The sequence below is a fragment of the Microbacterium sp. ABR10 genome (genome assembly GCF_057812175.1).
The window spans coordinates 561,071-584,322 of record NZ_CM173821.1 but is presented as its reverse complement, the minus strand read 5'-3'; the positions used below and the strand labels follow the sequence as shown (position 1 = coordinate 584,322).

General features: G+C 69.4%; 18 protein-coding genes. All 18 read right to left on the bottom strand.

Features of this window, described 5'->3' with window-relative positions:
• Positions 1-21 precede the first annotated feature (21 nt).
• Positions 22-303: a 30S ribosomal protein S19 gene (gene rpsS / locus ACXKZF_RS02535; RefSeq protein WP_013584011.1), complete on the bottom strand. Its 282-nt coding sequence runs from the start codon at positions 301-303 to the stop codon at positions 22-24.
• A 12-nt stretch (positions 304-315) separates the two neighbouring features.
• Positions 316-1,155 (bottom strand): 50S ribosomal protein L2, encoded by an 840-nt coding sequence (rplB, locus tag ACXKZF_RS02530; protein WP_013584012.1) that lies wholly within the window; start codon positions 1,153-1,155, stop codon positions 316-318.
• Positions 1,156-1,179: 24 nt separating this feature from the next.
• On the bottom strand, positions 1,180-1,479 hold the full coding sequence (gene rplW, locus ACXKZF_RS02525) for a 50S ribosomal protein L23 (protein WP_055959332.1): 300 nt from the start codon (positions 1,477-1,479) through the stop codon (positions 1,180-1,182).
• Entirely contained in the window at positions 1,476-2,138 is a 663-nt protein-coding gene (gene rplD / locus ACXKZF_RS02520; protein ID WP_243222814.1) for a 50S ribosomal protein L4, read from the bottom strand. Before rplD ends, rplW begins: the two co-directional genes overlap by 4 nt.
• Before the next feature lie 2 nt (positions 2,139-2,140).
• The gene (rplC, locus tag ACXKZF_RS02515) at positions 2,141-2,800 is read right to left on the bottom strand and encodes a 50S ribosomal protein L3 (RefSeq protein WP_251506271.1); all 660 of its coding nucleotides are present in this window, start codon (positions 2,798-2,800) and stop codon (positions 2,141-2,143) included.
• Between the two features lie 8 nt (positions 2,801-2,808).
• The gene (rpsJ, locus tag ACXKZF_RS02510) at positions 2,809-3,117 is read right to left on the bottom strand and encodes a 30S ribosomal protein S10 (RefSeq protein ID WP_013584016.1); all 309 of its coding nucleotides are present in this window, start codon (positions 3,115-3,117) and stop codon (positions 2,809-2,811) included.
• A gap of 435 nt (positions 3,118-3,552) precedes the next feature.
• On the bottom strand, positions 3,553-3,771 hold the full coding sequence (locus tag ACXKZF_RS02505; RefSeq protein WP_488985299.1) for a hypothetical protein: 219 nt from the start codon (positions 3,769-3,771) through the stop codon (positions 3,553-3,555).
• A gap of 158 nt (positions 3,772-3,929) precedes the next feature.
• The gene (gene tuf / locus ACXKZF_RS02500; RefSeq protein WP_055959340.1) at positions 3,930-5,123 is read right to left on the bottom strand and encodes an elongation factor Tu; all 1,194 of its coding nucleotides are present in this window, start codon (positions 5,121-5,123) and stop codon (positions 3,930-3,932) included.
• Between the two features lie 158 nt (positions 5,124-5,281).
• On the bottom strand, positions 5,282-7,396 hold the full coding sequence (gene fusA / locus ACXKZF_RS02495) for an elongation factor G (protein ID WP_055959341.1): 2,115 nt from the start codon (positions 7,394-7,396) through the stop codon (positions 5,282-5,284).
• A 92-nt stretch (positions 7,397-7,488) separates the two neighbouring features.
• Positions 7,489-7,959, bottom strand: a complete 471-nt coding sequence (rpsG, locus tag ACXKZF_RS02490; protein WP_055833595.1) for a 30S ribosomal protein S7 — start codon at positions 7,957-7,959, stop codon at positions 7,489-7,491.
• A 5-nt stretch (positions 7,960-7,964) separates the two neighbouring features.
• Complete coding sequence (rpsL, locus tag ACXKZF_RS02485) at positions 7,965-8,333, bottom strand: 30S ribosomal protein S12 (protein ID WP_013584051.1); 369 nt, start codon at positions 8,331-8,333, stop codon at positions 7,965-7,967.
• Between the two features lie 355 nt (positions 8,334-8,688).
• Entirely contained in the window at positions 8,689-9,474 is a 786-nt protein-coding gene (locus tag ACXKZF_RS02480; protein ID WP_488985298.1) for a hypothetical protein, read from the bottom strand.
• Positions 9,471-11,186 carry a DUF5684 domain-containing protein gene (locus ACXKZF_RS02475; RefSeq protein WP_488985297.1) on the bottom strand — a complete coding sequence of 572 codons (1,716 nt, stop codon included), beginning with the start codon at positions 11,184-11,186 and terminating at the stop codon, positions 9,471-9,473. Before ACXKZF_RS02475 ends, ACXKZF_RS02480 begins: the two co-directional genes overlap by 4 nt.
• On the bottom strand, positions 11,183-13,705 hold the full coding sequence (locus ACXKZF_RS02470; RefSeq protein ID WP_488985296.1) for a transglutaminase TgpA family protein: 2,523 nt from the start codon (positions 13,703-13,705) through the stop codon (positions 11,183-11,185). Before ACXKZF_RS02470 ends, ACXKZF_RS02475 begins: the two co-directional genes overlap by 4 nt.
• The gene (locus ACXKZF_RS02465; protein WP_055959347.1) at positions 13,702-15,078 is read right to left on the bottom strand and encodes a DUF58 domain-containing protein; all 1,377 of its coding nucleotides are present in this window, start codon (positions 15,076-15,078) and stop codon (positions 13,702-13,704) included. The genes ACXKZF_RS02470 and ACXKZF_RS02465 overlap by 4 nt, the downstream gene beginning before the upstream one ends.
• A gap of 46 nt (positions 15,079-15,124) precedes the next feature.
• Complete coding sequence (locus tag ACXKZF_RS02460; protein ID WP_055959349.1) at positions 15,125-16,090, bottom strand: AAA family ATPase; 966 nt, start codon at positions 16,088-16,090, stop codon at positions 15,125-15,127.
• A 47-nt stretch (positions 16,091-16,137) separates the two neighbouring features.
• Entirely contained in the window at positions 16,138-22,077 is a 5,940-nt protein-coding gene (locus ACXKZF_RS02455) for an Ig-like domain-containing protein (protein WP_488985295.1), read from the bottom strand.
• Positions 22,074-23,210: a serine/threonine-protein kinase gene (locus tag ACXKZF_RS02450; protein WP_055959353.1), complete on the bottom strand. Its 1,137-nt coding sequence runs from the start codon at positions 23,208-23,210 to the stop codon at positions 22,074-22,076. The genes ACXKZF_RS02455 and ACXKZF_RS02450 overlap by 4 nt, the downstream gene beginning before the upstream one ends.
• Positions 23,211-23,252: the final 42 nt, after the last annotated feature.

Genomic DNA, 23,252 nt, shown 5'->3' with positions numbered 1-23,252 from the left:
TCTCTCTCCTCCTCGGTCGCCTTAACGGCGACGGCCCTTCTTGTCGTCCTTCACGTGGCCGCGGAAGGTGCGGGTGGGCGAGAACTCGCCCAGTTTGTGGCCGACCATGGTCTCGGTCACGAACACGGGGATGTGCTTGCGACCGTCGTGCACGGCGATGGTGTGTCCCAGCATGGCGGGGATGATCATCGAACGGCGCGACCAGGTCTTGATGACGTTCTTCGAACCGGCTTCGTTCTGCGAGACGACCTTGCGAAGCAGGTGCTCGTCGACGAAGGGGCCCTTCTTAAGGCTGCGAGGCATCTTCCTCTACTCCTACTTGCGCTTCTTGCCGGCGGTGCGACGGCGGACGATGAGCTTGTCGCTCTCCTTGTTCGCGTGGCGGGTGCGGCCTTCGGCCTTACCCCACGGCGAAACAGGGTGACGACCACCGGAGGTCTTACCCTCACCACCACCGTGCGGGTGGTCGACCGGGTTCATGGCGACACCACGCACGGTCGGGCGGACGCCCTTCCAGCGCATGCGGCCGGCCTTGCCCCAGTTGATGTTCGACTGCTCGGCGTTGCCGACCTCGCCGATCGTGGCGCGGCAGCGCACGTCGACGTTGCGGATCTCGCCGGAGGGCAGACGCAGCTGCGCGTAAGGGCCGTCCTTGGCGACCAGACGCACGGATGCGCCGGCCGAACGGGCCATCTTCGCGCCGCCACCGGGACGCAGCTCGATCGCGTGGATGACGGTACCGGTGGGGATGTTGCGCAGCGGCAGGTTGTTGCCGGGCTTGATGTCGGCGCCGGCACCCGACTCGACGACGTCGCCCTGCGACAGCTTGGCGGGAGCGAGGATGTAGCGCTTCTCGCCGTCCGCGTAGTGCAGCAGCGCGATGCGCGCGGTGCGGTTGGGGTCGTACTCGATGTGAGCGACCTTGGCGTCGATGCCGTCCTTATCGTTACGACGGAAGTCGATCAGACGGTACTGACGCTTGTGACCGCCACCGATGTGGCGCGTGGTGATGCGGCCCTGGTTGTTGCGGCCACCGGTCTTCGACAGCGGGCGCAGCAGCGACTTCTCGGGCGTCGATCGGGTGATCTCGGCGAAGTCGGCCACCGACGAGCCGCGGCGACCGGGGGTCGTGGGCTTGTACTTGCGAATAGCCATTGTTCTTGTCCTCTATCCCGACCGTCAGCCGACAGACGTGAAGATGTCGATGGTGCCCGACTTCAGCGAGACGATGGCGCGCTTGGTGTCCTTGCGCTTGCCGATGCCGAAGCGGGTGCGACGGGCCTTGCCCACGCGGTTGATCGTGTTGACCGAGGCCACCTTGACGCTGAAGATCTTCTCGATCGCGAGCTTGATCTCGGTCTTCGAGGCGCGGGGGTCCACCAGGAAGGTGTACTTGCCCTCGTCGATGAGCGAGTAGCTCTTCTCGGAGACGACCGGCTTCAGGATGATGTCGCGCGGGTCCTTGTTGACGGTGGTCATGCCGAGACCTCCTCAGTGGCCGCAGCCTTCGACGCGACGAACGTGTCGTAGGCGGCCTTGGTGAAGACGATGTCGTCCGAGACGATCACGTCGTAGGTGTTCAGCTGGCCGACGGTCAGCACGTGGACGTACGCGAGGTTGCGCACGCTCTTGATCGTCAGCTCGTCGTCGCGGTCGATGACCACGAGAACGTTCTTGACGGCACCGAGAGCCTTGAGCGCGGCGGCAGCGGCCTTGGTCGAAGGCGCACCCTCGATGGCGAAGCTGTCGACGATGTGCAGACGCTGCCCACGAGCACGGTCGCTCAGTGCGCCCAGGAGCGCGGCGGCGATCATCTTCTTGGGGGTGCGCTGGCTGTAGTCGCGGGGCTTGGGCCCGTGGACGATGCCACCACCGGTCATGTGCGGCGCGCGGATCGAGCCCTGACGGGCGTTACCGGTGCCCTTCTGCTTGAAGGGCTTGCGGCCGGCGCCCGAGACCTCGCCACGACGCTTGGTCGAGTGCGTGCCCTGGCGAGCCGCGGCGCGCTGCGCCACGACGACCTGGTGGATGAGGGGAATGTTCGTCTTGACGTCGAAGAGCGCGGCGGGCAGCTCGACCGAGCCTGCCTTGTTGCCGTCGGCCTTCACGACGTCGAGCGCGAGAGTCGAGTCAGCCATGTTCAGGCACCCTTCACTGCGTTGCGGACGTAGACGATGCGGCCACGAGCACCGGGGACGGCGCCCTTGACGAGCATGAGTCCCTTCTCGGCGTCGACGGCGTGCACCGTGAGGTTGAGGACGGTCACGCGCTCGCCACCCATACGGCCGGCCATGCGCATGCCCTTGAAGACTCGGCTCGGGGTCGACGATGCGCCGATCGAACCGGGCTTGCGGTGGTTGCGGTGCGAACCGTGCGAAGCGGAGACACCCTTGAAGTTGTGACGCTTCATGACACCGGCGGTTCCCTTGCCCTTGCTGGTGCCGACGACGTCGACCAGCTGACCGGCTTCGAAGAGGCCGTCGACGGTGAGCTCCTGGCCCAGCGCGTACTCGGCGGCATCCGCGGTGCGGACCTCGGTGAGGTGGCGGCGCGGGGTGACACCGGCGGCGTCGAAGTGAGCCGTCAGGGGCTTGTTCACCTTGCGGGGGTCGATCTGGCCGTAGCCGATCTGAACGGCGTTGTAGCCGTCCTTCTCGAGCGAGCGCAACTGGGTCACGACGTTCGGTGCGACCTCGATGACGGTGACGGGAACGAGCTTGCCGTTCTCGTCCCACACCTGGGTCATGCCGAGCTTGGTGCCGAGAAGGCCCTTGGAGATCTTGGAGTTGATGTCAGCCATGTCGAACCTCAGAGCTTGATCTCGATGTTGACATCGGCCGGGAGGTCGAGGCGCATCAGCGAGTCGACGGCCTTGGGCGTCGGGTCGATGATGTCGATGAGGCGCTTGTGGGTGCGCATCTCGAAGTGCTCGCGGCTGTCCTTGTACTTGTGGGGCGACCGGATGACGCACACGACGTTCTTCTCGGTCGGAAGGGGAACCGGGCCCACCACGGTGGCGCCGGCACGGGTCACGGTGTCGACGATCTTGCGCGCCGACGAGTCCAGCCCGGCGTGGTCGTACGACTTCAGGCGAATGCGGATCTTCTGTCCCGCCATTGTCTGCTCTCTCTCTTTCTCGCGTCTTACCCGACCTGGGGCATTGGACGCACGGTGGTGCTGACGCACCCTGGCACTTCCCCTCGCTCACGCGAGAGATGCTGCACCGCTGTTCAGCTGTCAAACCGGAAACCTTGGCATCCGGCCCGCCCCTCGCACGCACGCGTGCGAATCCCGCTTGGGAAGAGGGGGTTCGGTGTGTGTTCTGCTGCCCGCGGCCCAGGACCCTGCGCTCACGCGCCGCCTGTGCACTGCCGAGACAGTGATCCTGGCGCGCGCCGAGCGCACGCCGGAATGTGGAACTGGACTAGTCTACGGACCCGCCGGGCGTGTCGCAAACCCGGGCGTGTCGCGTGCGGCGTTTCCCCAGAATCCCGGGCCGCGAACGACGACGACGCCGCTCCCCTTCGGGAACGGCGCCGTCGTCCATCGGGCTCAGGCGTTGCCGATGTTCTTGTCCACGTTGGCCCGAACTTCGTTGACCTTGGCGTGCTGTTCGGCCGGCACGATCTTCTTGATCGCCTCCGCCGCACCATCGAGCACCTTGTCGCTGACCTCTTCGGCCTTCTCGCTCTTGAGCGCTTCTTCGATCTTGTCGCGGTTGTCGTCGAGGAGCTTCTTGCCCTTCGCGATGATGTCGTCCACGCCGCTCATTACGTCTCCCTCGTGACCGGATCGACAAACGTGCCGACCTCCCGTTCATTGTGGAGTGCGCACGACCGCGAGCGGAAGCCCCGCGGCTCCGGCGTCGTCCGGGAACGACAAAGGCCGGGCCCGAAGGCCCGGCCTGTGCCGAGTGAAGTCGCTGAGACTTACTTGACGATCTTCGTGACCGTGCCGGCGCCGACGGTGCGGCCACCCTCACGGATCGCGTAGCCGAGGCCCTCTTCCATGGCGATCGGCTGAATGAGCTCGACCGACATTTCGGTGGTGTCACCGGGCATGACCATCTCGGTGCCCTCGGGCAGCGTGATGACGCCGGTCACGTCGGTGGTGCGGAAGTAGAACTGCGGGCGGTAGTTCGTGAAGAACGGGTTGTGACGGCCGCCCTCTTCCTTGGACAGGATGTACGCCGTGCCCTCGAAGTTGGTGTGCGGGGTGACCGAACCGGGCTTCACGACGACCTGGCCGCGCTCGACGTCGTCACGCTTGGTGCCACGGAGGAGCAGACCACAGTTCTCGCCGGCCCAGGCCTCGTCGAGCTGCTTGTGGAACATCTCGATACCGGTGACCGTGGTCTTCTGCGTCGGGCGGATGCCGACGATCTCGACCTCGGAGTTGATGCCGAGGGTACCGCGCTCGGCGCGGCCCGTGACGACCGTGCCACGGCCGGTGATGGTGAAGACGTCCTCGATGGGCATGAGGAACGGCTTGTCCTTGTCACGCACCGGGTCGGGGATCGACTCGTCGACGGCTTCCATGAGCTCGACGATGGCGTTGACCCACTGCTCGTCGCCCTCGAGAGCCTTGAGGCCCGAGACGCGAACGACGGGGGCGTTGTCGCCGTCGAAGTCCTGCGACGAGAGCAGCTCGCGGACCTCGAGCTCGACGAGCTCCAGGATCTCCTCGTCGTCGACCATGTCGCTCTTGTTCAGCGCGACGAGCAGGTAGGGCACGCCGACCTGCTTGGCGAGCAGAACGTGCTCACGGGTCTGAGCCATCGGGCCGTCGGTGGCGGCGACCACGAGGATCGCGCCGTCCATCTGCGCGGCACCGGTGATCATGTTCTTGATGTAGTCGGCGTGGCCGGGCGCGTCGACGTGAGCGTAGTGACGCTTGGGGGTCTCGTACTCGACGTGCGAGATGTTGATCGTGATACCACGCTGACGCTCTTCGGGCGCCGAGTCGATCGACGCGAAGTCACGCTGAACGTTGGTGGCCGACGGGAACTTGTCGGCGAGCACCTTCGAGATGGCAGCGGTGAGCGTGGTCTTGCCGTGGTCGACGTGACCGATCGTTCCGATGTTCACGTGCGGCTTGGTCCGCTCGAACTTGGCCTTAGCCACTGGGTCCTCCTCAGGACGTTGGTTGCGAGGTCTCGGGCACTGGATTGCGACCGGTTCTTCGCGGGGATGGTTCTCAGATTACTAGAGAGTCGGTATTCAGTTTGAGTGGATGCCGGGAACCGGGGGAACCCAGGTTCCCGGCATCCATGAGAGCGGTGTTACTCGCCCTTGTTCTTCTGGACGATCTCGTCGGCCACGGCACGAGGAACCTCGGCGTAGCTGTCGAACTCCATGGAGTAGACGGCACGGCCCGAGGTCTTCGAGCGCAGGTCGCCGATGTAGCCGAACATCTCGGACAGCGGGACGAGTGCCCGCACGACCTTGACACCCTGGGCGTCTTCCATCGACTGGATCTGCCCACGACGCGAGTTCAGGTCGCCGATGACGTCGCCCATGTACTCCTCGGGAGTACGCACCTCGACCGACATGAGCGGCTCGAGGATGACGGGGTTCGCCTTGCGGATCGCTTCCTTGAAGCCCATGGAGCCGGCGATCTTGAACGCCATCTCCGAGGAGTCGACGTCGTGCGATGCGCCGTCGAGGAGGATCGCCTTGACGCCCACCATGGGGTAGCCGGCGAGCACGCCGACGTTCATGGCGTCCTGGAAGCCCTGGTCGGTCGGCGAGATGTACTCGCGGGGGATACGACCACCGCTGACCTTGTTCTCGAACTCGTAGATCTTGTCGGCCGTGACCTCGAGGGGCTCGAGCGCGAACTGAATCTTGGCGAACTGACCCGAACCACCGGTCTGCTTCTTGTGCGTGTAGTCGTGACGCTCGACGGTCTTCTTGATCGTCTCGCGGTACGCGACCTGCGGCTTGCCGACGTTGGCCTCGACCTTGAACTCGCGCTTCATGCGGTCCACGAGGATGTCGAGGTGAAGCTCGCCCATGCCCTTGATGACGGTCTGGCCCGTGTCGTTGTTCTGCTCGACGCGGAACGTCGGGTCTTCCTCGGCCAGCTTCTGGATCGCCAGACCCAGCTTCTCCTGGTCGGCCTTGGTCTTGGGCTCGATCGCGACCTCGATGACGGGCTCGGGGAACGTCATCGACTCGAGGACGACCTGGTTCTGCGCGTCGCAGAGGGTGTCGCCGGTCGTGGTGTCCTTCAGACCGATGACCGCGTAGATGTGGCCGGCCGTGACCGAGGGAACCGGGTTCTCCTTGTTGGCGTACATCTGGAAGATCTTCCCGATGCGCTCCTTCTTGGACTTCGTCGAGTTGACGATCTGCGCGCCCGAATCAAGGTGACCGGAGTACACGCGGATGTAGGTCAGACGACCGAAGAAGGGGTGCGTGACGATCTTGAAGGCCAGCGCGGTGAAGGGCTCTTCACGATCGGCGTGCCGCTCGATGATCGTCTCTTCGTTCTTCGGGTCATGCGCCTCGATGGCCGGCACGTCGAGGGGCGACGGCAGGTAGTCGATGACGGCGTCCAGCATGGGCTGCACACCGCGGTTCTTGAACGCCGAGCCGCAGAGCACGGGGTAGATGTCGGAGTTGACCGTCAGCTTGCGGATGGCGGCCTTGATCTCGGCGACGGTCAGCTCTTCGCCACCGAAGTGCTTCTCGAGAAGCTCCTCATCGGTCTCGGCGACCGTCTCGAGGAGCTCTTCGCGGTACTTCGCGACGACGTCGGCCATGTCGGCCGGGATCTCCTGGATGTCGTACTTGGCACCCATGGTGACATCACCCTTGGCGTCACCCGCCCAGACCAGCGCGCGCATCTCGACGAGGTCGACGACACCGATGAAGTCGTTCTCGACGCCGATGGGCAGCTGGATGACGAGCGGCTTCGCCTTGAGCTTGTTAATGATCGTGTCGACCGTGAAGTAGAAGTCCGCGCCGAGCTTGTCCATCTTGTTGACGAAGCAGATGCGGGGAACGTTGTACTTGTCGGCCTGACGCCAGACGGTCTCGGACTGGGGCTCGACGCCCTCTTTGCCGTCGAAGACGGCCACAGCGCCATCGAGCACACGGAGGGAGCGCTCCACCTCGACGGTGAAGTCGACGTGCCCGGGGGTGTCGATGATGTTGATCTGGTTCTTGTCCCAGAAGCACGTGACAGCAGCGGAGGTGATCGTGATGCCACGTTCCTGCTCCTGCTCCATCCAGTCGGTCGTCGAGGCACCGTCGTGCGTCTCGCCGATCTTGTGGTTGGTTCCCGTGTAGTACAGGATGCGCTCGGTCGTCGTCGTCTTGCCGGCATCGATGTGCGCCATGATGCCGATGTTGCGGACCTTGGTGAGGTCGGTGAGCACGTCTTGTGCCACGGGATGTCCTTACGTGTGGTGGCGGATGTCGTGGGAACTTCGACGGGCTCGCGGGCCGGGTCGGCCGCCCGAGCCCGTCGAAGTGGGAGCTGTTACCAGCGGTAGTGCGCGAAGGCGCGGTTCGACTCGGCCATCTTGTGGGTGTCTTCGCGGCGCTTGACCGCGGCACCGAGGCCGTTCGAGGCGTCGAGGATCTCGTTCTGCAGACGCTCGGTCATCGTCTTCTCACGACGACCCTTGGCGTAGCTCACGAGCCAGCGCAGCGCGAGGGTGTTCGCGCGGTGCGGCTTGACTTCGACGGGCACCTGGTAGGTCGAGCCACCGACGCGGCGGCTCTTGACCTCGAGGGTGGGACGGACATTGTCGAGCGCCTTCTTCAGCGTCGCGACGGCGTCCTGGCTGTTCTTCGCCTCGACACCCTTGAGGGCGGTGTAGACGATCGACTCCGCGATCGACTTCTTACCGTCGACGAGGATCTTGTTGACCAGCTGGCTGACGATCGGAGCACCGTAGACCGGGTCGTTGACGACCGGGCGCTTGGTGACGGGACCTTTACGAGGCATCTGAGTCAGCCCTTCTTCGCGCCGTAGCGGCTACGAGCCTGCTTACGGTTCTTGACAGCCTGGGTGTCGAGTGCACCGCGGACGATCTTGTAACGGACACCGGGGAGGTCCTTGACGCGACCACCGCGGACGAGCACGAGCGAGTGCTCCTGCAGGTTGTGGCCCTCGCCGGGGATGTAGGCGGTGACCTCGGTGCCGTTGCGCAGCTTCACACGAGCGACCTTGCGCATCGCCGAGTTCGGCTTCTTGGGGGTCGTCGTGTACACGCGGGTGCACACGCCGGCCTGCTGGGGGTTCGACTTCAGCGCGGGAGCCTTGGTCTTCGAGACCTTCGGCGAGCGGCCCTTGCGAACCAACTGCTGAATGGTTGGCACGTTCTCTCCTTGATTGGCTGGGCGGTCCCTCTCGGTCTCACCCAGGGTGCTGCACGGTGACAGCGTCGTGTCTCCCCCGACATGTCGCTCATCTTTCGATTCATGACGTGTCGGGCTCACGTGTGATCCACCCCGCGACAGAATGATCTGGCGCGATTCGTGGTGGATATGCCGTGGGGGCGACCTGTTCGCAGGCCGATCCCTGAGATGGTGCGAGCGTTGATCCGCGTGGCACGCCCGAGGGCATGACGCACGGCGCGCGTGAACGCACACCCGCTCAATGATACGCGTTCTCCAGGGGTGCGGCAAACATTCGCGAGAGCGATCGCACCGGGAGCTGCCGGATGCCCGCGCCCTACCCGAGAAGGAGTGCGACGCCGACCGCTGCGAGCGCGACGACGGCGACGACCGCGGCTGCGAGGACCACGAGACGTACCCGGCCCGGCGACCGCCGGGGGTGAACGAGCGCGGCGTCGCTCGATCGGATCGCGCCGCCGGTGGAGGCTCGCGCGACCCGTGCGGGCTCGTCTACGCGCGGCGCGTAGGACTCCCGACGAAGCGCGACCGGCGATCGGGCCTCGCGCTGCGCCGGCGGTTCTCCGTCGACGACCGGGACGACCGGCCGGATGCCGCGGGGGCCGGAGTCTTCCTCGGTGTCGGCGATGGATGCGGACAGACGCGGCTCGACACCCGCGCGCGGGACCGTCGAGGTGTCGGCGACGGACGCGGGCAGACTCCCGTCGATCGCGGCGGGGATCGTCGACGTGTCACCCGGCGGCGACAACCCCGCCCCCGCGTGCGGTGTCCGTGAGCGCGACGGCGCCGTGTCGGAATCGAGCACCGACGGCGCCGTGACGTCGTCGAGCGCGGACGGGGGCCGTTGGTCGGCGAGCGCGGGCGGCGGGAGCGGGGCATCACCGCGCCGGGCCGCGCGCGACGCGGTGTCGCCGTGCGACGGCGGCCTCTCATCGTTCTCGGCGGCGCGCGACGGCGGCGCGCCGCCGCCGGAGGTCGTCCGACGCGCACTGAGCGTGTCGTCCTCGTTACCGTCGGGTTCGGGCGCGGCCGGCCACGCGCGCAGGCGTCCGGACCAGAGGGTGACGCCGTCGGGGTCGTCGTCGTGTCCGTCGGGATCGTTCACGCGTCGCTCCGCGTCAATCGCACCTCCGCGTCACCGAGGAAGAACCGTTCTCCGGCCTCGATCTCCTCCCCCGGCGGCGCCTCGACCTCGGTGCCCATGAGCGTGGCGAACAGGACGCCGTTCGTCGAATCGAGGTCGGTGACGTACCAGACCTCTCCGCGCAGCTGGAGGCGCGCGTGGGTCTTGGAGACCGTCCGCGTCTCATCCGAGATCGCGATGAGCTGCGCGTCCGGGTGCTCGGCATCCGGCCCCGGCCGTCGCCCGAGGATCACGACTCCCGACGTCAGGGCGACCGGCGCACCCGCAGGCGGCACCAGCATCCACGGGATGCGCTTGCGGCGCGTTACGACGGTGCGATCGAGCGCGTCCACATCGTCGTCGTCGGCGATGGCCGGCAACTCGGACTGCGTGAAGAGGGTCGAGACCGATGTGCGGGCGGACCGGGGGGACCCCGCCTCCGGCAGCTCGGCGACGGCCGACACCGCCTCGGACAGCTCGGGGAATTCCTCCCCGGGCGAGACGATCGACGGTCGCGGGGCCGCCACCGGCTCGGGCGAGGGGCGCGTGAGGGGGACGTCGGCGATCGGCACCGTGGACTCGCCGCCGGATCGCTGCGATCGCCGGGAGGGACTGACCCACGGGGCGACGGGCGGCTCGGCATCCGCGCCCGTCCCCTCGTGGTCGTCAGGCTGCTCGCGCCTCGGGGAGGCGAGGGATTCATGGCCCTCGACCGCGGCCCCGACGATCGGGCCGGCGGCGGTGCTCGGCGCCCCCTCCGCGACGGGGGGTGTCTTCTCGCCTCGAGGGTCCGACATGCCCTGGAGCGCATCCACGGCGAGCCCGCGTCGGAGACCGCCCGAGCCGCGACGGGGGTCGTCACGCAGCGCGTCGAGCACCTCCGACACCGACGTGTCGGGCGCCGCGTCCGCTCGTCCGGGGCGGGCATCGTCGTCGCCGCGGTCGCGATCGGCGAAGAGCGCGGGCGCCGGATCGGCGGGTCGCGACCAATCGGCGGGCGAGGGAACCGCATCGGCCAGCGAGACGGACGGCGCGGCGAAGGGCACCACGACCGGTTCGGACACGGGGACGAATGGCGCCCCTCCACGCTCGGGCCCGGGCGCCTCCGTGACACCCGCGGCATCCGGGGTCCAGCGGCTCCGTGCCGAGCTCGGCGCCTTCGTCGCGCCGTCGGCATCCGGAGTCCAGCGGCTCAGCGCCGAGCCCGACGCGTCCGATGCGCCCTCGGCATCCGGGGTCCACCCGCCCACGAGCGGAACGTAGGCGGGCGCGTCGTCGGTACCGCGCCGGAACGGACCGGAGCGCTCCTCGACGCGACCGGCGCCCTCGTGGCCCGACCACCGCGCCGCGCCCCACCCGAGGATGCTGGCCCAGACGACGGGGAACAGCGCACCCACCACCGTGAGCCCGGTACCGCCGCCGAAGGCTGTCGTGATGCGGTGAACGGCGACGACGAACACGATGAAGAAGGCGATCGCTCCGAAGAGCGGCACGACGTTCAACAGCACCAGCCATGGCGAGAAGTCGCCCCGCTGGAGCACGGTCGCGACATTCAGGACCGGCACCCACGCCTTCCACGCCGGCTCATCCATCTTGCGGAACATCGCCGCCAGGGCGAGTGCGAACCAGACGTACAGCACGACGACGAGCGCGAGCGACGTCATCCCGAGAATCACCATCGTCGAATCGGTCATGTCGTGTCGCGCTCCACCTGGACGGTGGAACGCTTCCCCCTCTCGTGGCGGTGCGGCGGCCTTCGCCGCCGACGGCCCGGGGCGAGGAACCCCAGGAACGATCTCAACGATACGGCGGAGCGTACCCGCTGCCACATGCTCTGGCGTCTGCGCAGGGCGCGCCGTTCCTCATCGACGATGCGCCAGAAGGCCGCGGCCTCGTCAGCGGTCACCGCACCCGGCGAGAACACCGCCCGATCCGCATCGTCGGCCAGACGGATTCCGCCGGGGGTCGCCAGGACATCGGCGACTTCGCGACGGGTCGGTGCGCGGGGCAGGGTACGTCGGGAATCGAGGGCGGAGTCGACGTACTCGTCCCAGCCGCCGGCGATGGCCGAGCGCGGGTCGGGGTCGAGTCGACGACCGCGCCGGCGCAGCAGCTTGGCGACGATGACCGTCAGGAACGGGCCGAACACGATGAGGAGCAGGAGCAGCACGATTCCGCCGATCCGCGCGAGCGCCCACAGCCAGGCGAGATCGACACCGTCGTCGGCGCGCTCGTCGTCATCGAGCGCATCGTCCTCCTGCACCGGCTCGGGCGGGACGACCTCTTCGGCGGTGTCGGGCCGGACCTCGGTGACGTTCTCCGGGTCCTGCTGCTGGGTGACCTCCAGGCTCGGCGACTTCTCCCACTGCGGTGTCACGTCGACCGGCGTCCAGCGACCGTCGGAGCCCTGCACCTCGGTCCAGGCGGTCACATCGCGCGCGCGGCACTCCCCTGCGTCGCAGGTCGAGAGCGAGGTGTCGGTGGAGCTCACGCGCGCCCCCACGACGACGCGGGCGGGGAAACCCAGTTCGTGAGCGATGAGCGCCGTCGCCACCGAGAACTGCTCGTCATCGCCGACCGCGGCGACGAAGTTGTCGGAGGCGGCGGCGCGCGGATCGTCTTCGCGCTCCAGAAGCCGCTCGAACATGCGGTCGATACGGGCGATCGAGTGGCCCGAGGCGCTCGGCTGGAGTCGATAACCCGGCAAGTCCTCCGTCCAATTCGGCGGGGCGGATCCCTCGAGGGCGAGGCTGTGGCTGAGATAGCCGCGCTCACGCAGCAGCTGCACGAGCCCCTGCAGCGCCGCCCCGCCCGACCCCGAGGCGTTCTGCTCCACCCACCGGCGCAGGTTGTCGCCGCCGGCTGTCCCGGCGGAGTCACCGGGGGGCGAGAGCGACCCCAGGTCGGCACCCGCGGGCTCCACGGCGTCGAGGCGGTATCGGTCGCCCGGGCGCAAGCCGCCATCGGCGATCTGCACGCCGGCCTGTGCGTCGGCGCTGTAGTAGAACCGATCGGCGAGCAGCGTCCGACGGTCGCCCTCGAACGTCGCCCCCGACAACCGCCCGGCCGTCGGCATCCACAATCCACCGAGGTCCACGATCTCGACGTCGGCGTCGACCGCACGGCCTTCGCCGGCGTCGCGGGACGACGGCAGCCTGACGAAGCCTCCCCCCGAATCGCCGGACGCGCGGAAGATCTCGCCGTCGTACGTGTCGAGGGTTGCGATGCGGATGCGCTCGGGGAGCTCGCCGGCGCCCCCGGGACTCGTGACGCGGAACAGGACGTCGTCGGAGCGGGCGTCGGAGAACAGGGCGCGGTAAGCGGCGAGCGGACTCACCGCCTCGGCGATCTGCCGGTCGGGTCCGGCCACCGACCGGAGAACCCGACGGTCGGCGTCGCGCGCCAGCCAGGGGACGACGGCCACGGTCACGACCACCGCGACGGCCAGCATGGCGACGCCCAGGACTGCTCGTCGGCGGTCGGCCGGCGACGGTCCCCGCCCGACATTCACGGCCGACCGGGCGCTCGCCCTCGACAGCGCGCGAACACGCTCATCGCGGGCGCGCCAGACCAGCCACAGCACCGCTGCGAGGAGCGCTCCGAGCCCGACCGCCGTCTCGACCGGCGCCGCGACCTCGACCGGCCCGAGCGACAGCGCAGCACTCGTCGCGCTGCGTCCGAAGAACAGCCCGAACCCCGTCATGGCCGAGCCCGGGATCACGGCGGCGAGTGCTCGACGGTCGGAGCGGACCGAGAGTGCGAGCGTCACCGCCGTGCCCACGAGGAAGACGACGAGCGCCGGGACGAGCAGGTTGCGGTAGGCCCCGACCGGCAGGTCGACGGTGACGAGGTCTTTCCATGCGACGACCACGCCGGCGAAGGCCTCGCCGAGGCCCCTGATCCCCTCGGGGACCGAGGTCATCCGCGAAGGCACTCCCACAGGGACGGCGAGCACGGTGAAAGCCGCCGCGAGCGCGGCAGTGAGCGCCCACCCTCCCCCGGCTCGCCGGGAGACGAGGGCGACGACCCCCGCCGCAACGACGGCGGAGACCACGACGAGCAGGAGGAACGCGCCCGTCGCGTACACCGGCCACGCGGCGACCGCGGCGAGGACCACGCACACCACCGTGTAGATCGCGCCTGCGGCCAGGCGGGGCGTTGCCGACGGCTCGCGACCGCCCGCCGTTGCGCGCGCACCACGGCGCGCGCTCACGAAGCCGCCCCCCGCACCAGCAGCCCCGACAGGTCGTCGAGCGTACCGATGGTCAGCACGGTTAGGCCCGCCACGCTCTGCATGCGCGGGTGCGCGCGTTCGTCGCAGATCACGGCCGCCACGGCGGTGTCGACGGGGAAGGCCAGGGCCGCTTGCCGCAGGCGCGCCAGGGGCACGGCCGAACCCACGACGACGAACGCGATCGACAGACGTTCGCCGGCCTCGGACGCCAGTCGGCAGACGTCTTCTACGGGCATGGTGTTGTCGTGACGATCGAGGCCGCTGAAGCCGTCGAGCATCGCCCGCGGCGACACCACTGGAAGGTGGCGGATCGCGCGGAGGCGCCCCTTCACCACGCGGGGGATCTCGGAACCGGTGACGACGTCGACGTCGCGGGCATCGCGAACGGCGCGGAGGCCCAGGGAGGCGGCCGCGGAGACGGCGAGCTCGTACTCATCGGCATCCGCATACTCCGGTGTCGCCGCGGCGAGCACGACCGCCATGCGGGAGCGGCGGGACTCCTCGTACTGGCGGACCATGAGACGCCCGGTCTTGGCGGTGGATTTCCAATGCACCTGGCGGCGCGCGTCGCCGGGGACGTACTCGCGGATTGCGTGGAACGACATGTCGGCATCCACGAGGCGACGCGTCGCGCTCCCCTCGAGGTCGCGGATCAGACCGGCGCTGGTCGAGGGGAGGGCGACGGTGCGCGGGTGCACGAAGAGGTCGTGCACGTCGTCGAAAGCGTGCTCGCGCCGCAGTAACCCCACCGGGTCGCTCCGCACGGTCGTCACAGGACCGATCCGGACGACGCCGCGGGGCAGCGGAGGGATCTGCAGCGGCTCGGTCGTGGCGTGTCCCGGACGCAGGAAGGGCACGCCGAACTCGACCAGCCCGCGCCCCACCGGGATGTCGAGTCGCCCGGGCAGGGCGGCGCGCGCAGCGTCGTTGCGCACCACGACCTGGCCCGTCACGCCGTGGCCGGCGACCACGCGCTCGTGCTGCAGCGTGAGGTCGACGTCGTAGGCGCGGGCGCCGAAGAGGAACGGCACGCTCATGGCCAGCAGCAGGAGCGCGGCGGCCCCCGCGACCATCCACTCGACCCATCCGAACACGACGCCGAGGATCAGCCCGATCGTGGCCGCGGCGACCACGACGGCGCCGGCCGGGCGCACCGTTCGACCAGCCCACCGCGCGGCCGTCACGACGGCGTCGGTGAGGGCCCGCCACAGCTCCGTCGCCCGCACCACGGCGCGCACCATCCGGCGCTGACGGCGGACCGACGTCGAGGTGACCGACGTGCGCGAGCCGGTCCGCAGCGTACCGGCAGACGTTCGTGTCAGGCGCGATTCGGTGAGATCGGCATCGGGCACGCGTCACCTCCCGTCGCCGGATGGGCCGTCGGGGTACGGGCCATCGTCACGCGCTCTCGCGCTGCGTGGGCGGAAGCGTGTCGAGCAGGACCTGGCCGATCACGGCCTCCTGGGTCACCCCGTCGAATTCGGCCTCGGGGTGGAGGATCAGGCGATGCGAGAGCACCGCGACGGCGAGGGCTTTGACGTCGTCGGGAGTCACGTATGTGCGGCCCTTCGCGGCCGCTCGGGCACGCGTCGCCCGGGTCAGGGCGAGAGCGCCGCGGATGCTGACGCCGAGCCGCACCTCGTCGGCCGTTCGGGTCGCATCCACGAGACGGGCGATGTAGTCGAGCACGAGCGCGTCGACGTACACGGATGCCGCGAGGTCGGCCATGCCGACGAGTGCCTGCGGGGTGATGATGGCGCGCAGCTCGGCGGTGGCGACCGCCGCTCCGTCGAGGATGCGGACGGTTGCGGCGTGGTCGGGGTACCCGAGCGAGGTGCGCAGGAGGAACCGATCGAGCTGCGCCTCGGGGAGACGATAGGTACCGGCCTGCTCGACGGGGTTCTGCGTCGCCAGTACGAGGAACGGCACCCCCACCTGACGCGAGACACCGTCGATGGTGACGCTGCCCTCCTCCATGACCTCCAACAGTGCCGACTGGGTCTTGGGACTCGCGCGGTTGATCTCATCGGCGAGCACGATGTTGGCGAAGATCGGGCCGGTGTGGAACTCGAACGAGCCGGTCTTCTGGTCGTAGACGGTGATGCCGGTGATGTCGCCCGGCAGCAGATCGGGCGTGAACTGGATGCGCGTGTTCGTGCCCTGCACGGATTGCGCCACGGCGCGCGCGAGCGACGTCTTGCCCGTGCCGGGGACGTCTTCGAGCAGCACATGACCGTCGCTGAGCATGGCCGTCAGCACGAGCTCGACGACGTGACGCTTACCGAGCACGGCGCGCTCGACGTTGTCGGCGATCTGCGAGAAGGTCTGGGAGAACCAGGTGGCCTGCTCCTGGGTGATCGTCATGTCGTCTTCCTTGGCTGTGAGGGGAGGGATGCCGGGACGGCTCGGAATCAGGGGTTCGACGTGCCGGGTCGGCAGGTGCCGGCGAACTCGACGGTCTTCGGGTTCAGATTCCACCCCGGATCGGACCAGGCCACCGTGACGCCGACGCGGTCGACGGTCGTCGCGCCGACCGGGACGAGGGTCGGGTCTTCCGGGTTCGTCGGCAGCTGCGTCCCAGTCGCATCCCGGTACACCACGTTGCCGTAGATAGGGGTAACGATGCCCGCGCCGTCGGTCGTCGTGACCTCTGCGACGAGTCTGCCGCCACCCTCGCAACTGGCGATGCTCCACGACGCTTGCACCTGGTACGGAGCGCTGCCCTGGGCCGGCTTCACCAGACCGGGCTGAGACCGTGTGTCCCACTTATCGTGCTGGAAGTACACGAGGATGTTGGGGTCGCGACCGAAGACGGTGGATCCGGGACCCCAGTTGTCGTACACGACCTTGTTGTTGCGCGGCGGCGGGGTGCCCGCCTCGATCCTGCGATCGAAGAACCAGCGCGCGGTGTTGTCCTTGACTTCTGCATCGGGGTTGACGCGGAACGTGTAGCCCTCCGGGGCGGCGTCGTTCTGCGCGACGTTCAGACTCTGCTTGACGCCGACCGCTCCGTAGGACTCGCCCCGGAAGAACGTCTCGACGCAGAGTGTGTAGTCGTAGCTCTCGCCGTCGTTGCGTTTCGGGAACTCCTCGCGCGCGGAATCCGAAGACGGCTGGCACCGGGACCGCCCCTCCGAAATGTCGTACTTCAGCTCGACATCGGTGCCGTTGGGCTGGGCCGAGCCCTCGGCGACGACGGTCGACTGCTGGTCGCCCGTCGAACGCGACGTGAGGTTCAGAACGAGGTTCTGCGCGACGCCCACACCGTGCGCGGTGCCGACGAGCTCGCTCCCGTTCGATGCTCCGCCGAGTCCCGGCGGCAGGGTGAACCGCGAGATCGGGCGGATCGTGATGCTGGTGGCGGTGTTGGACCCGACGACGAACCGGCGCACCTGCACCTCGTCTTGGTTGCGTCCGACATCGACGCGGACGGTCTGTCCCACCGGGCTGGAGATCTCGAGCGCGCCGGTCTCCGACCCGTCGACGCCGCTGATCAACAGGTCGGCGACATTGCCCTCGCCACCGGTCTGCACCGGGGTGAAAGCCAGTTCGCGCGGCTGGGCGGGCGGACGGTAAGCCCACCCGGTCGTGCGCACCGCTCCCCGGGACTCGCCGACGGCGTTGACCGCGGTCACGACGTACTCCCGCTGCTCTCCGTTCGGGGCCGAGATGGGCGGGCACGATCCGTCGGGCGCGCACTGGCCCACGGTCTGTCCGCCCGTGCGCACCGTGAAGCCGGAGAGGCCCGGGTACGCGCGTCCCGACTCGCCCGGATCGACGCGCAGCGTCAGGGACCCGTCGGCGAAGGCGGTCTGCCGCACGCTCGCCGGGGTGCGGGGGTAGCCCAGCAGGTCGAGGGTGACGCGGGCATCGCGGGTGGACGCGGTCGTTCGTCCCTGTGCATCGCGGAGGGTCACGCCGGCGCTGCACGATGCACCCGGTGTGTCGTCGTTCCACGACGCTGCGACGCTGGTCGGCGACGCGACGGAGAAGCTCACGCCCGTGCAGCTGGCCGTCGGTCTGACCGCCACGACCTCGAGCGGCGTTCGCGGAAGGGGGTTCACCTCACCCGGGATCCCGATGACCTCGATGGTGCAGCTCGTTCCCGCGCCCTGGGAGCACTGCGACGACGTGGTGCCTCCCTGGGGCAGGGTCGAGGGCGCGGCGCCCACGCGCAGCACGAGACGCGCCGGCGCCACCGCCTCGTGGCTCGTGATCGACACGACGGCGGCGTTCTCGGTCCCGGGCAGGGAGCGGTCGTCGCCCGTCACGGTCACGACGGATCCGTCGAGCGACACCGAGAAGGCCGAGCCCGAGGACTCCAGCGCGTAGCGCACGCCCCCCGCGTCTTCGCGGCCGAGCTGCCAGGACGTCATGTTGCGCAGGTCGAAGGTGGCCGTCTCCCCCGGACCCACCGTGAGCGCGCCCGGCCGCAGTTCGGGCTGAGGGTTGCGGGCGACGACACCGATCGGCACCGACAACATCGTCCACTCCTCGCTGCCCGCCACCCGGACGGGGACGCGGCACGCGTCGGTCCATGGCGAGCCGCTGCCCGCGTCGTACGTGACGACGGAACCCGCGACCGTGCATCGCCCCTCGGCTCGAACGCCCGTGGAGGTGACGTCGGCGCCGACCTCGAGCGTCGCACGGCGAGGGAGGGCGACCAGAGAGGCCATATCGAACGAAACGGATGCGACCTCGTCGACGCGCTGTGCCGCGTTCGGTCGGAGCGAGAGGCTCAGATCGTCGTCGCCCGGCACCCGGAGGAAGGCGTACGTGGTGACATCGGCGTCACCCACGCGACCGGTGACAGCGAACGGAACGACCCGGCGCGTCGCCGGGAGTGCGCCGGAGATGCGCCGGCCTTCCAGCCGGACGTCGACCGGATCACCCCACAGTGCCACGTCGAGGTCGCTGACCTCGCCACCCGACCACGTGGCCCTGCCGGAGATCACGTCGACACCGGCGGCGAAGTCGTCGCGATTCTCCACCGTCAAGACCGTGTCGGTGACGACCGGGTAGTCGGGCACGTTCTCGCGCACGACCTTCACCACGATCAGGCCGCGGCCGGTGTTGCCGGAATCCGACGCGACGTCGTACAGGAAGGACAGGGTGCCCGGCTGCTCACCCGCACGGAGGACGACGGCGGTGTCGGATACGGAGCCGATGAAGCCGTCGAGGCGCTCGTATTCCGGGTTGTCGCTGCCGTCGACGAGCCTCTCGGGGAGATCCGGGCGCACGCCGCTGAGGGTCAGACGGCCCTGCGTGGGATCGATGTCGTTCGCCAGAGGACTGACACGCACCGTGCGGTCGGCGCCCGCCTGCACCTGCACGTAGTCGGTGAAGGTGATGGGGCTCGGGTTCGCCTCGGCATCCAGCACGCCGATGCGGACGGTGCCCTCTCCGGTGGCGCCCGCCGAATCGGACACGCGGTAGCGCAGCGACACCTGGCCGCGGTCTCCCGGGAGCGAGGAGTACAGGATCGATGCCCCGTCGGGCGACACGGATGCCGTCCCCCGCTCGGGCTGCGTCACGATGCGGTCGAGCGTCACGGCGTCGCCGTCGGGGTCGACCGCGAAGGCGTCGAAGTCGATCGTGGTCGTCCCGCCGCTGAGCACACGCCCCTCGAGCGTGCCCGGGAGCGGCGCGCGGTTCGCCTCGTCGCCGAGGACGGTGATGCGCACCGTCGCTTCGTCCCACAGCGACGGCGTCCCGGTCGTCGAGACGCGGTACGAGACCTCGTAGGCGCCCGGCGTCGTCGGCGCCAGGTAACGGAGCAGACCGCCGGATGCGAAGGCGAGACCGTCGGCGGCAGGAGTGGCCCGGACGCTCGAGGGATCGAGTGTGGGACGCCCGCCGGCGGGCGAGATGTCGTTGTCGAGCACGGGGATGTCGATCTGCGCGCCGGCGCGGACGGTCACGGTGTCGTTGACGGCGATGGGCGCGATCTCGGGCGCCGGCGGCAGCAGATAGACCGTCGCCTCCCCCGTCACCTGCGAACCCTCGTCATCGGTGCCGTCGCTGACGGTGTAGCCCACCGTACCGAGGAGGCCGGCCGCGCCGTCGGCCGTGCTCCCCGAGACGCGGAGGTCGTTCTGGCCCACCGTGTCGACGGTGAGCGACGCGCCCTCTGCGGCGACGGAGTCCACCTCGCTCAGCAGCAGCACCCGTCCCGTCGGATTGGACACGGCGCGGAAGACATCGAGGGTCGCATCTTCTTGCGGCCGGACGAAGGCCACCACCGGGGCGGTGGACAACTGCGCCGGGGCATCGGCGGGCAGCAGGGTGATGCGCGCCGTCCCGTTCGCGTCGCGGCCTCCTCCGTTGACGGTGAAGTCGACGCGGTAGACACCAGGTTGCGCCGCGGTGAGCTCGAAGGCGGTGCTGCCGCCGATGACCGTGGCGGTCGCCGCCGCGCCGTCGACGACGCGAACGGAGGCCAGCGAGATGTCACCCGCGGTGCCGGTCACGTGGGGGCCGACGTCGACCGAGATCGAGGAATCGACGGTGTCGACCACGGCGAAGGACTGCACGGAGAGCGCCGGGTCGGGCGCCACGCGAACGAGGAGGGGCTTCGTGGTCGTCGCCCCACGGGTGTCGGCGACGGTGACGTCGAGCTCGACGTTCTGCTCGCCGCCGGATCCGTCGTCGGCGTGCTGGTAGACGATGTCGCCGCCGGGCGTGGCGGCGACGGTGCCGATGCCGCCCGGGTTGTCGACGGAGAGCAGGAGGAGCGGGTCGCCGTCGGGGTCGACCCAGCCGGAGAGGACGGGGACGGTGACGGTGCCTCCGCGGGCGACCTCAGGGGTGGGCCAGGGCTGCAGGCAGGCCGTGACACCGCACCACACCGGCGCCGCGTTGCCGTCGGCGGGTGACACGGCGAGCGTGACCGTGGTGGGCGCGGACGTCAGCCCTTCTGCGGCGGTGCCGTCGGTCACCGCGTAGGTGAAGGTCGCGCTGCCCACGGCCGTCGGCGAGACCCGCACCGCGAGCCGCTGTCCGGAGTCGGTCAGAGACAGGGACCCGAAGCCGGGATCCAGGCCCGTCACGCTCTCGCCCACGATGCTCAGCACGTCTTCGTTGGGGTCGTGGTCATTCAGCAGGACGGGAAGCGTGACGAGGCGCCCCGGACGCACCCCGAACGAATCCGGTTCGGCGATGGGCGGCTTCGGGTCGAGCACGACGCTGAGCTGCTCCTCGCTCTGCACCGCGGTCTGCTCGGTCCGGTCGTCCAGCGACCAGTTCTGGCTCGAGGGGACGAGCGAGCCGTCGGGCACCGTCCACACCCAGCCCGTGCGCGTCTCGTTCAGGATGACCGCGTGCGCGGTCGCGACGAAGACCGGTCGGCGCTGGTCGGGCATCGTCGCCCCGCCGTAATCGAGACCGGTCTCGCCCTGGTCGGATCGCCACAGCGTGCCGCGCGCTTCGCCCGGGAGCAGCCACGCGGCGTAGGCGATCCCCTGATGCCAGACCGGTCGTGCGGGTTGCCCCAGCACATTGCCCCCGCCGCCCATTTCGCGCCGGGGCGCGGAGCCGTCGGCGGGAATCGTCCACAACGATTGATCGTCGGCCACGTAGACGGCACGGGCGTCGGGGTCGGCATCACCCACCACGACCTGGTCGCCGGTCTCGATGTCGACGGGATCGCCACCCCGGACCCACACGCGCCCGGCTTCGGCGTCGACGAGCACCCAGGTATCGCCCGCCGCCGAGATGACGGGCGACGTGACGTCGGCGTCGAGGTCGTCGCGGCCCCGGACCTCATCGGACTCGATGTCGTAGCGCAGGACCGATGAGTCAGCCGATGAGTAGGCGAACAGCATCCCCCGGTCATCAAGGGTGACGGCATCGGCCGCGTAGGCGGTCTCGTCGTCGTCACCCTCGGCACCGAAGGGGCCGAGCTCGACGGCCGCTTGATCGGCGCGGCTCAGTCGTCCGGCGAAAAGCGCCCCGGCATCGGTGCGGTACACGACGTAGTCGCCGGCGGTGACGACGGAGGTGGTCCCCGGCGGTGTGTCGGGGGCGGCCTGCAGCTGCTCCTCCTGCAGATCGACGGGCAACGCCTCATCGATGCGCGTGAGCTTGCTGTAGCTGTCGGTGAAGAGGTACGCGCCGTCGCCGGACTGAGCCACCTGGCTGGGGTTGCCCGCCGTGCGGACGGTGTCGAGCTCGCCGACGGCGGTGTTCACGCGCGCGTAGCGCTGGCCGTCGCCCGTCTGCAGCGCCCAGACGGAGGTGTCGACCTCGGGCGTCTGCTGCGCGTCGAGCCCGGGCCAGACGACACTCGCCGTCACCACCAGCGCCGCCGACACCACGGCGGCGGTCAGGCCGGCGACGGTGCTGCGCTTCATCGGAGCACGCCCGTGGCGTGAAGGGCCGCCACGACGACGGCGCCCGCCGTCACGGCCGTGGCCGCCGCGAGCACCCAGGGCAGCGGGTGGAACGTCTTCGACGCGGGTGCGGCGATGTCGGTGTCTTCGTCGCGGGCGTAGCCGGCGACCCCCGACGAGGCGCGGTGTTTGCGCGCGCCCTCGCGCTCGATATGCGAGCGGGCCGGTCCTCGCAGTGTTCCGTCGGCGAAGTCGACCGCACGGGCGGCGGGCGCCCACTCTGCGGCGGGGACTTCGAGGGGCGTCGCGGGCAGGCCCATCTCGGCCTGCACCGTCTGCAACGCCTCGCCGAACTCGCGCGCGCTGGCGTGTCGATCGGAGGGGTTGCGCGACATCGACCGCGCGAGCACCCGTTGCAGGCCCGCCGGGACGTCGGCACGGGCGACGTCGGTGTACGACCCCCGTGCGATGCGTCGGCGCAGCTGCTCCCGCGAGTTCTGCCCCTTCTCGCGGCGTTCGAACGGGCTGTGTCCGGCCAGCAGCGAGTACACGGTCGCCCCGAGGCTCCACACCTCGCTCGCGACGGTTCCCGCGGTCTGCTCGGCGACGACCTCGGGCGCGCTCCACGGCACCGACATCGCCAGCATCTCGTCGGCGCCCTGCCGCACCAGCGACGAGGAGATGCCGAAGTCGGCGAGCACGGGGGCGCCGAAGGTGGTGACGAGGATGTTGCTCGGCTTGACGTCGCGATGGATGAGGCCCGCGTGATGCGCCGACTCGAGCGCCCCCGACATGCGCACGCCGATGGACAGCACCTCTGCCAGCGGCATCCGTTCCACCCGGAAACGCTGGGCAAGCGAGCCCGGGCAGTACTCCATGACGATGTAGGGCCGACCGTCGGCCGAGATCCCCGCCTGGTAGACGGTGACGATCGACGGGTGGGCCGACAGATGAGCGAGCACGTCGGCCTCGGCGTTGAACATGCGCAGCAGATCGGCATCTCGCACGTCGCTGGGCAGGACCTTCACGGCCACGTCACGGCGGGGCATATCCTGCCCGTAGAGGAAGACGTCGGCGAAGCCACCGGAGCCGAGGGGACGGATGTACGCGAGCCCGGGCAGGATGGGCGGCGACGAGGGGAGCCGCTGCGGCATCGAGCTCCCTCCGGACGATGCGTCCGCGACACCACTGGCGAA

Excerpts from the sequence above, each read along its gene's own strand:
- rpsS (WP_013584011.1), bottom strand. The coding sequence starts at position 303 with ATGCCTCGCAGCCTTAAGAAGGGCCCCTTCGTCGACGAGCACCTGCTT.
- rplB (WP_013584012.1), bottom strand. The coding sequence starts at position 1,155 with ATGGCTATTCGCAAGTACAAGCCCACGACCCCCGGTCGCCGCGGCTCG.
- rplW (WP_055959332.1), bottom strand. The coding sequence starts at position 1,479 with ATGACCACCGTCAACAAGGACCCGCGCGACATCATCCTGAAGCCGGTC.
- rplD (WP_243222814.1), bottom strand. The coding sequence starts at position 2,138 with ATGGCTGACTCGACTCTCGCGCTCGACGTCGTGAAGGCCGACGGCAAC.
- rplC (WP_251506271.1), bottom strand. The coding sequence starts at position 2,800 with ATGGCTGACATCAACTCCAAGATCTCCAAGGGCCTTCTCGGCACCAAG.
- rpsJ (WP_013584016.1), bottom strand. The coding sequence starts at position 3,117 with ATGGCGGGACAGAAGATCCGCATTCGCCTGAAGTCGTACGACCACGCC.
- ACXKZF_RS02505 (WP_488985299.1), bottom strand. The coding sequence starts at position 3,771 with ATGAGCGGCGTGGACGACATCATCGCGAAGGGCAAGAAGCTCCTCGAC.
- rpsG (WP_055833595.1), bottom strand. The coding sequence starts at position 7,959 with ATGCCTCGTAAAGGTCCCGTCACCAAGCGCCCGGTCGTCAACGACCCG.
- ACXKZF_RS02475 (WP_488985297.1), bottom strand. The coding sequence starts at position 11,186 with ATGACCGATTCGACGATGGTGATTCTCGGGATGACGTCGCTCGCGCTC.
- ACXKZF_RS02460 (WP_055959349.1), bottom strand. The coding sequence starts at position 16,090 with ATGACGATCACCCAGGAGCAGGCCACCTGGTTCTCCCAGACCTTCTCG.
- ACXKZF_RS02455 (WP_488985295.1), bottom strand. The coding sequence starts at position 22,077 with ATGAAGCGCAGCACCGTCGCCGGCCTGACCGCCGCCGTGGTGTCGGCG.
- ACXKZF_RS02450 (WP_055959353.1), bottom strand. The coding sequence starts at position 23,210 with ATGCCGCAGCGGCTCCCCTCGTCGCCGCCCATCCTGCCCGGGCTCGCG.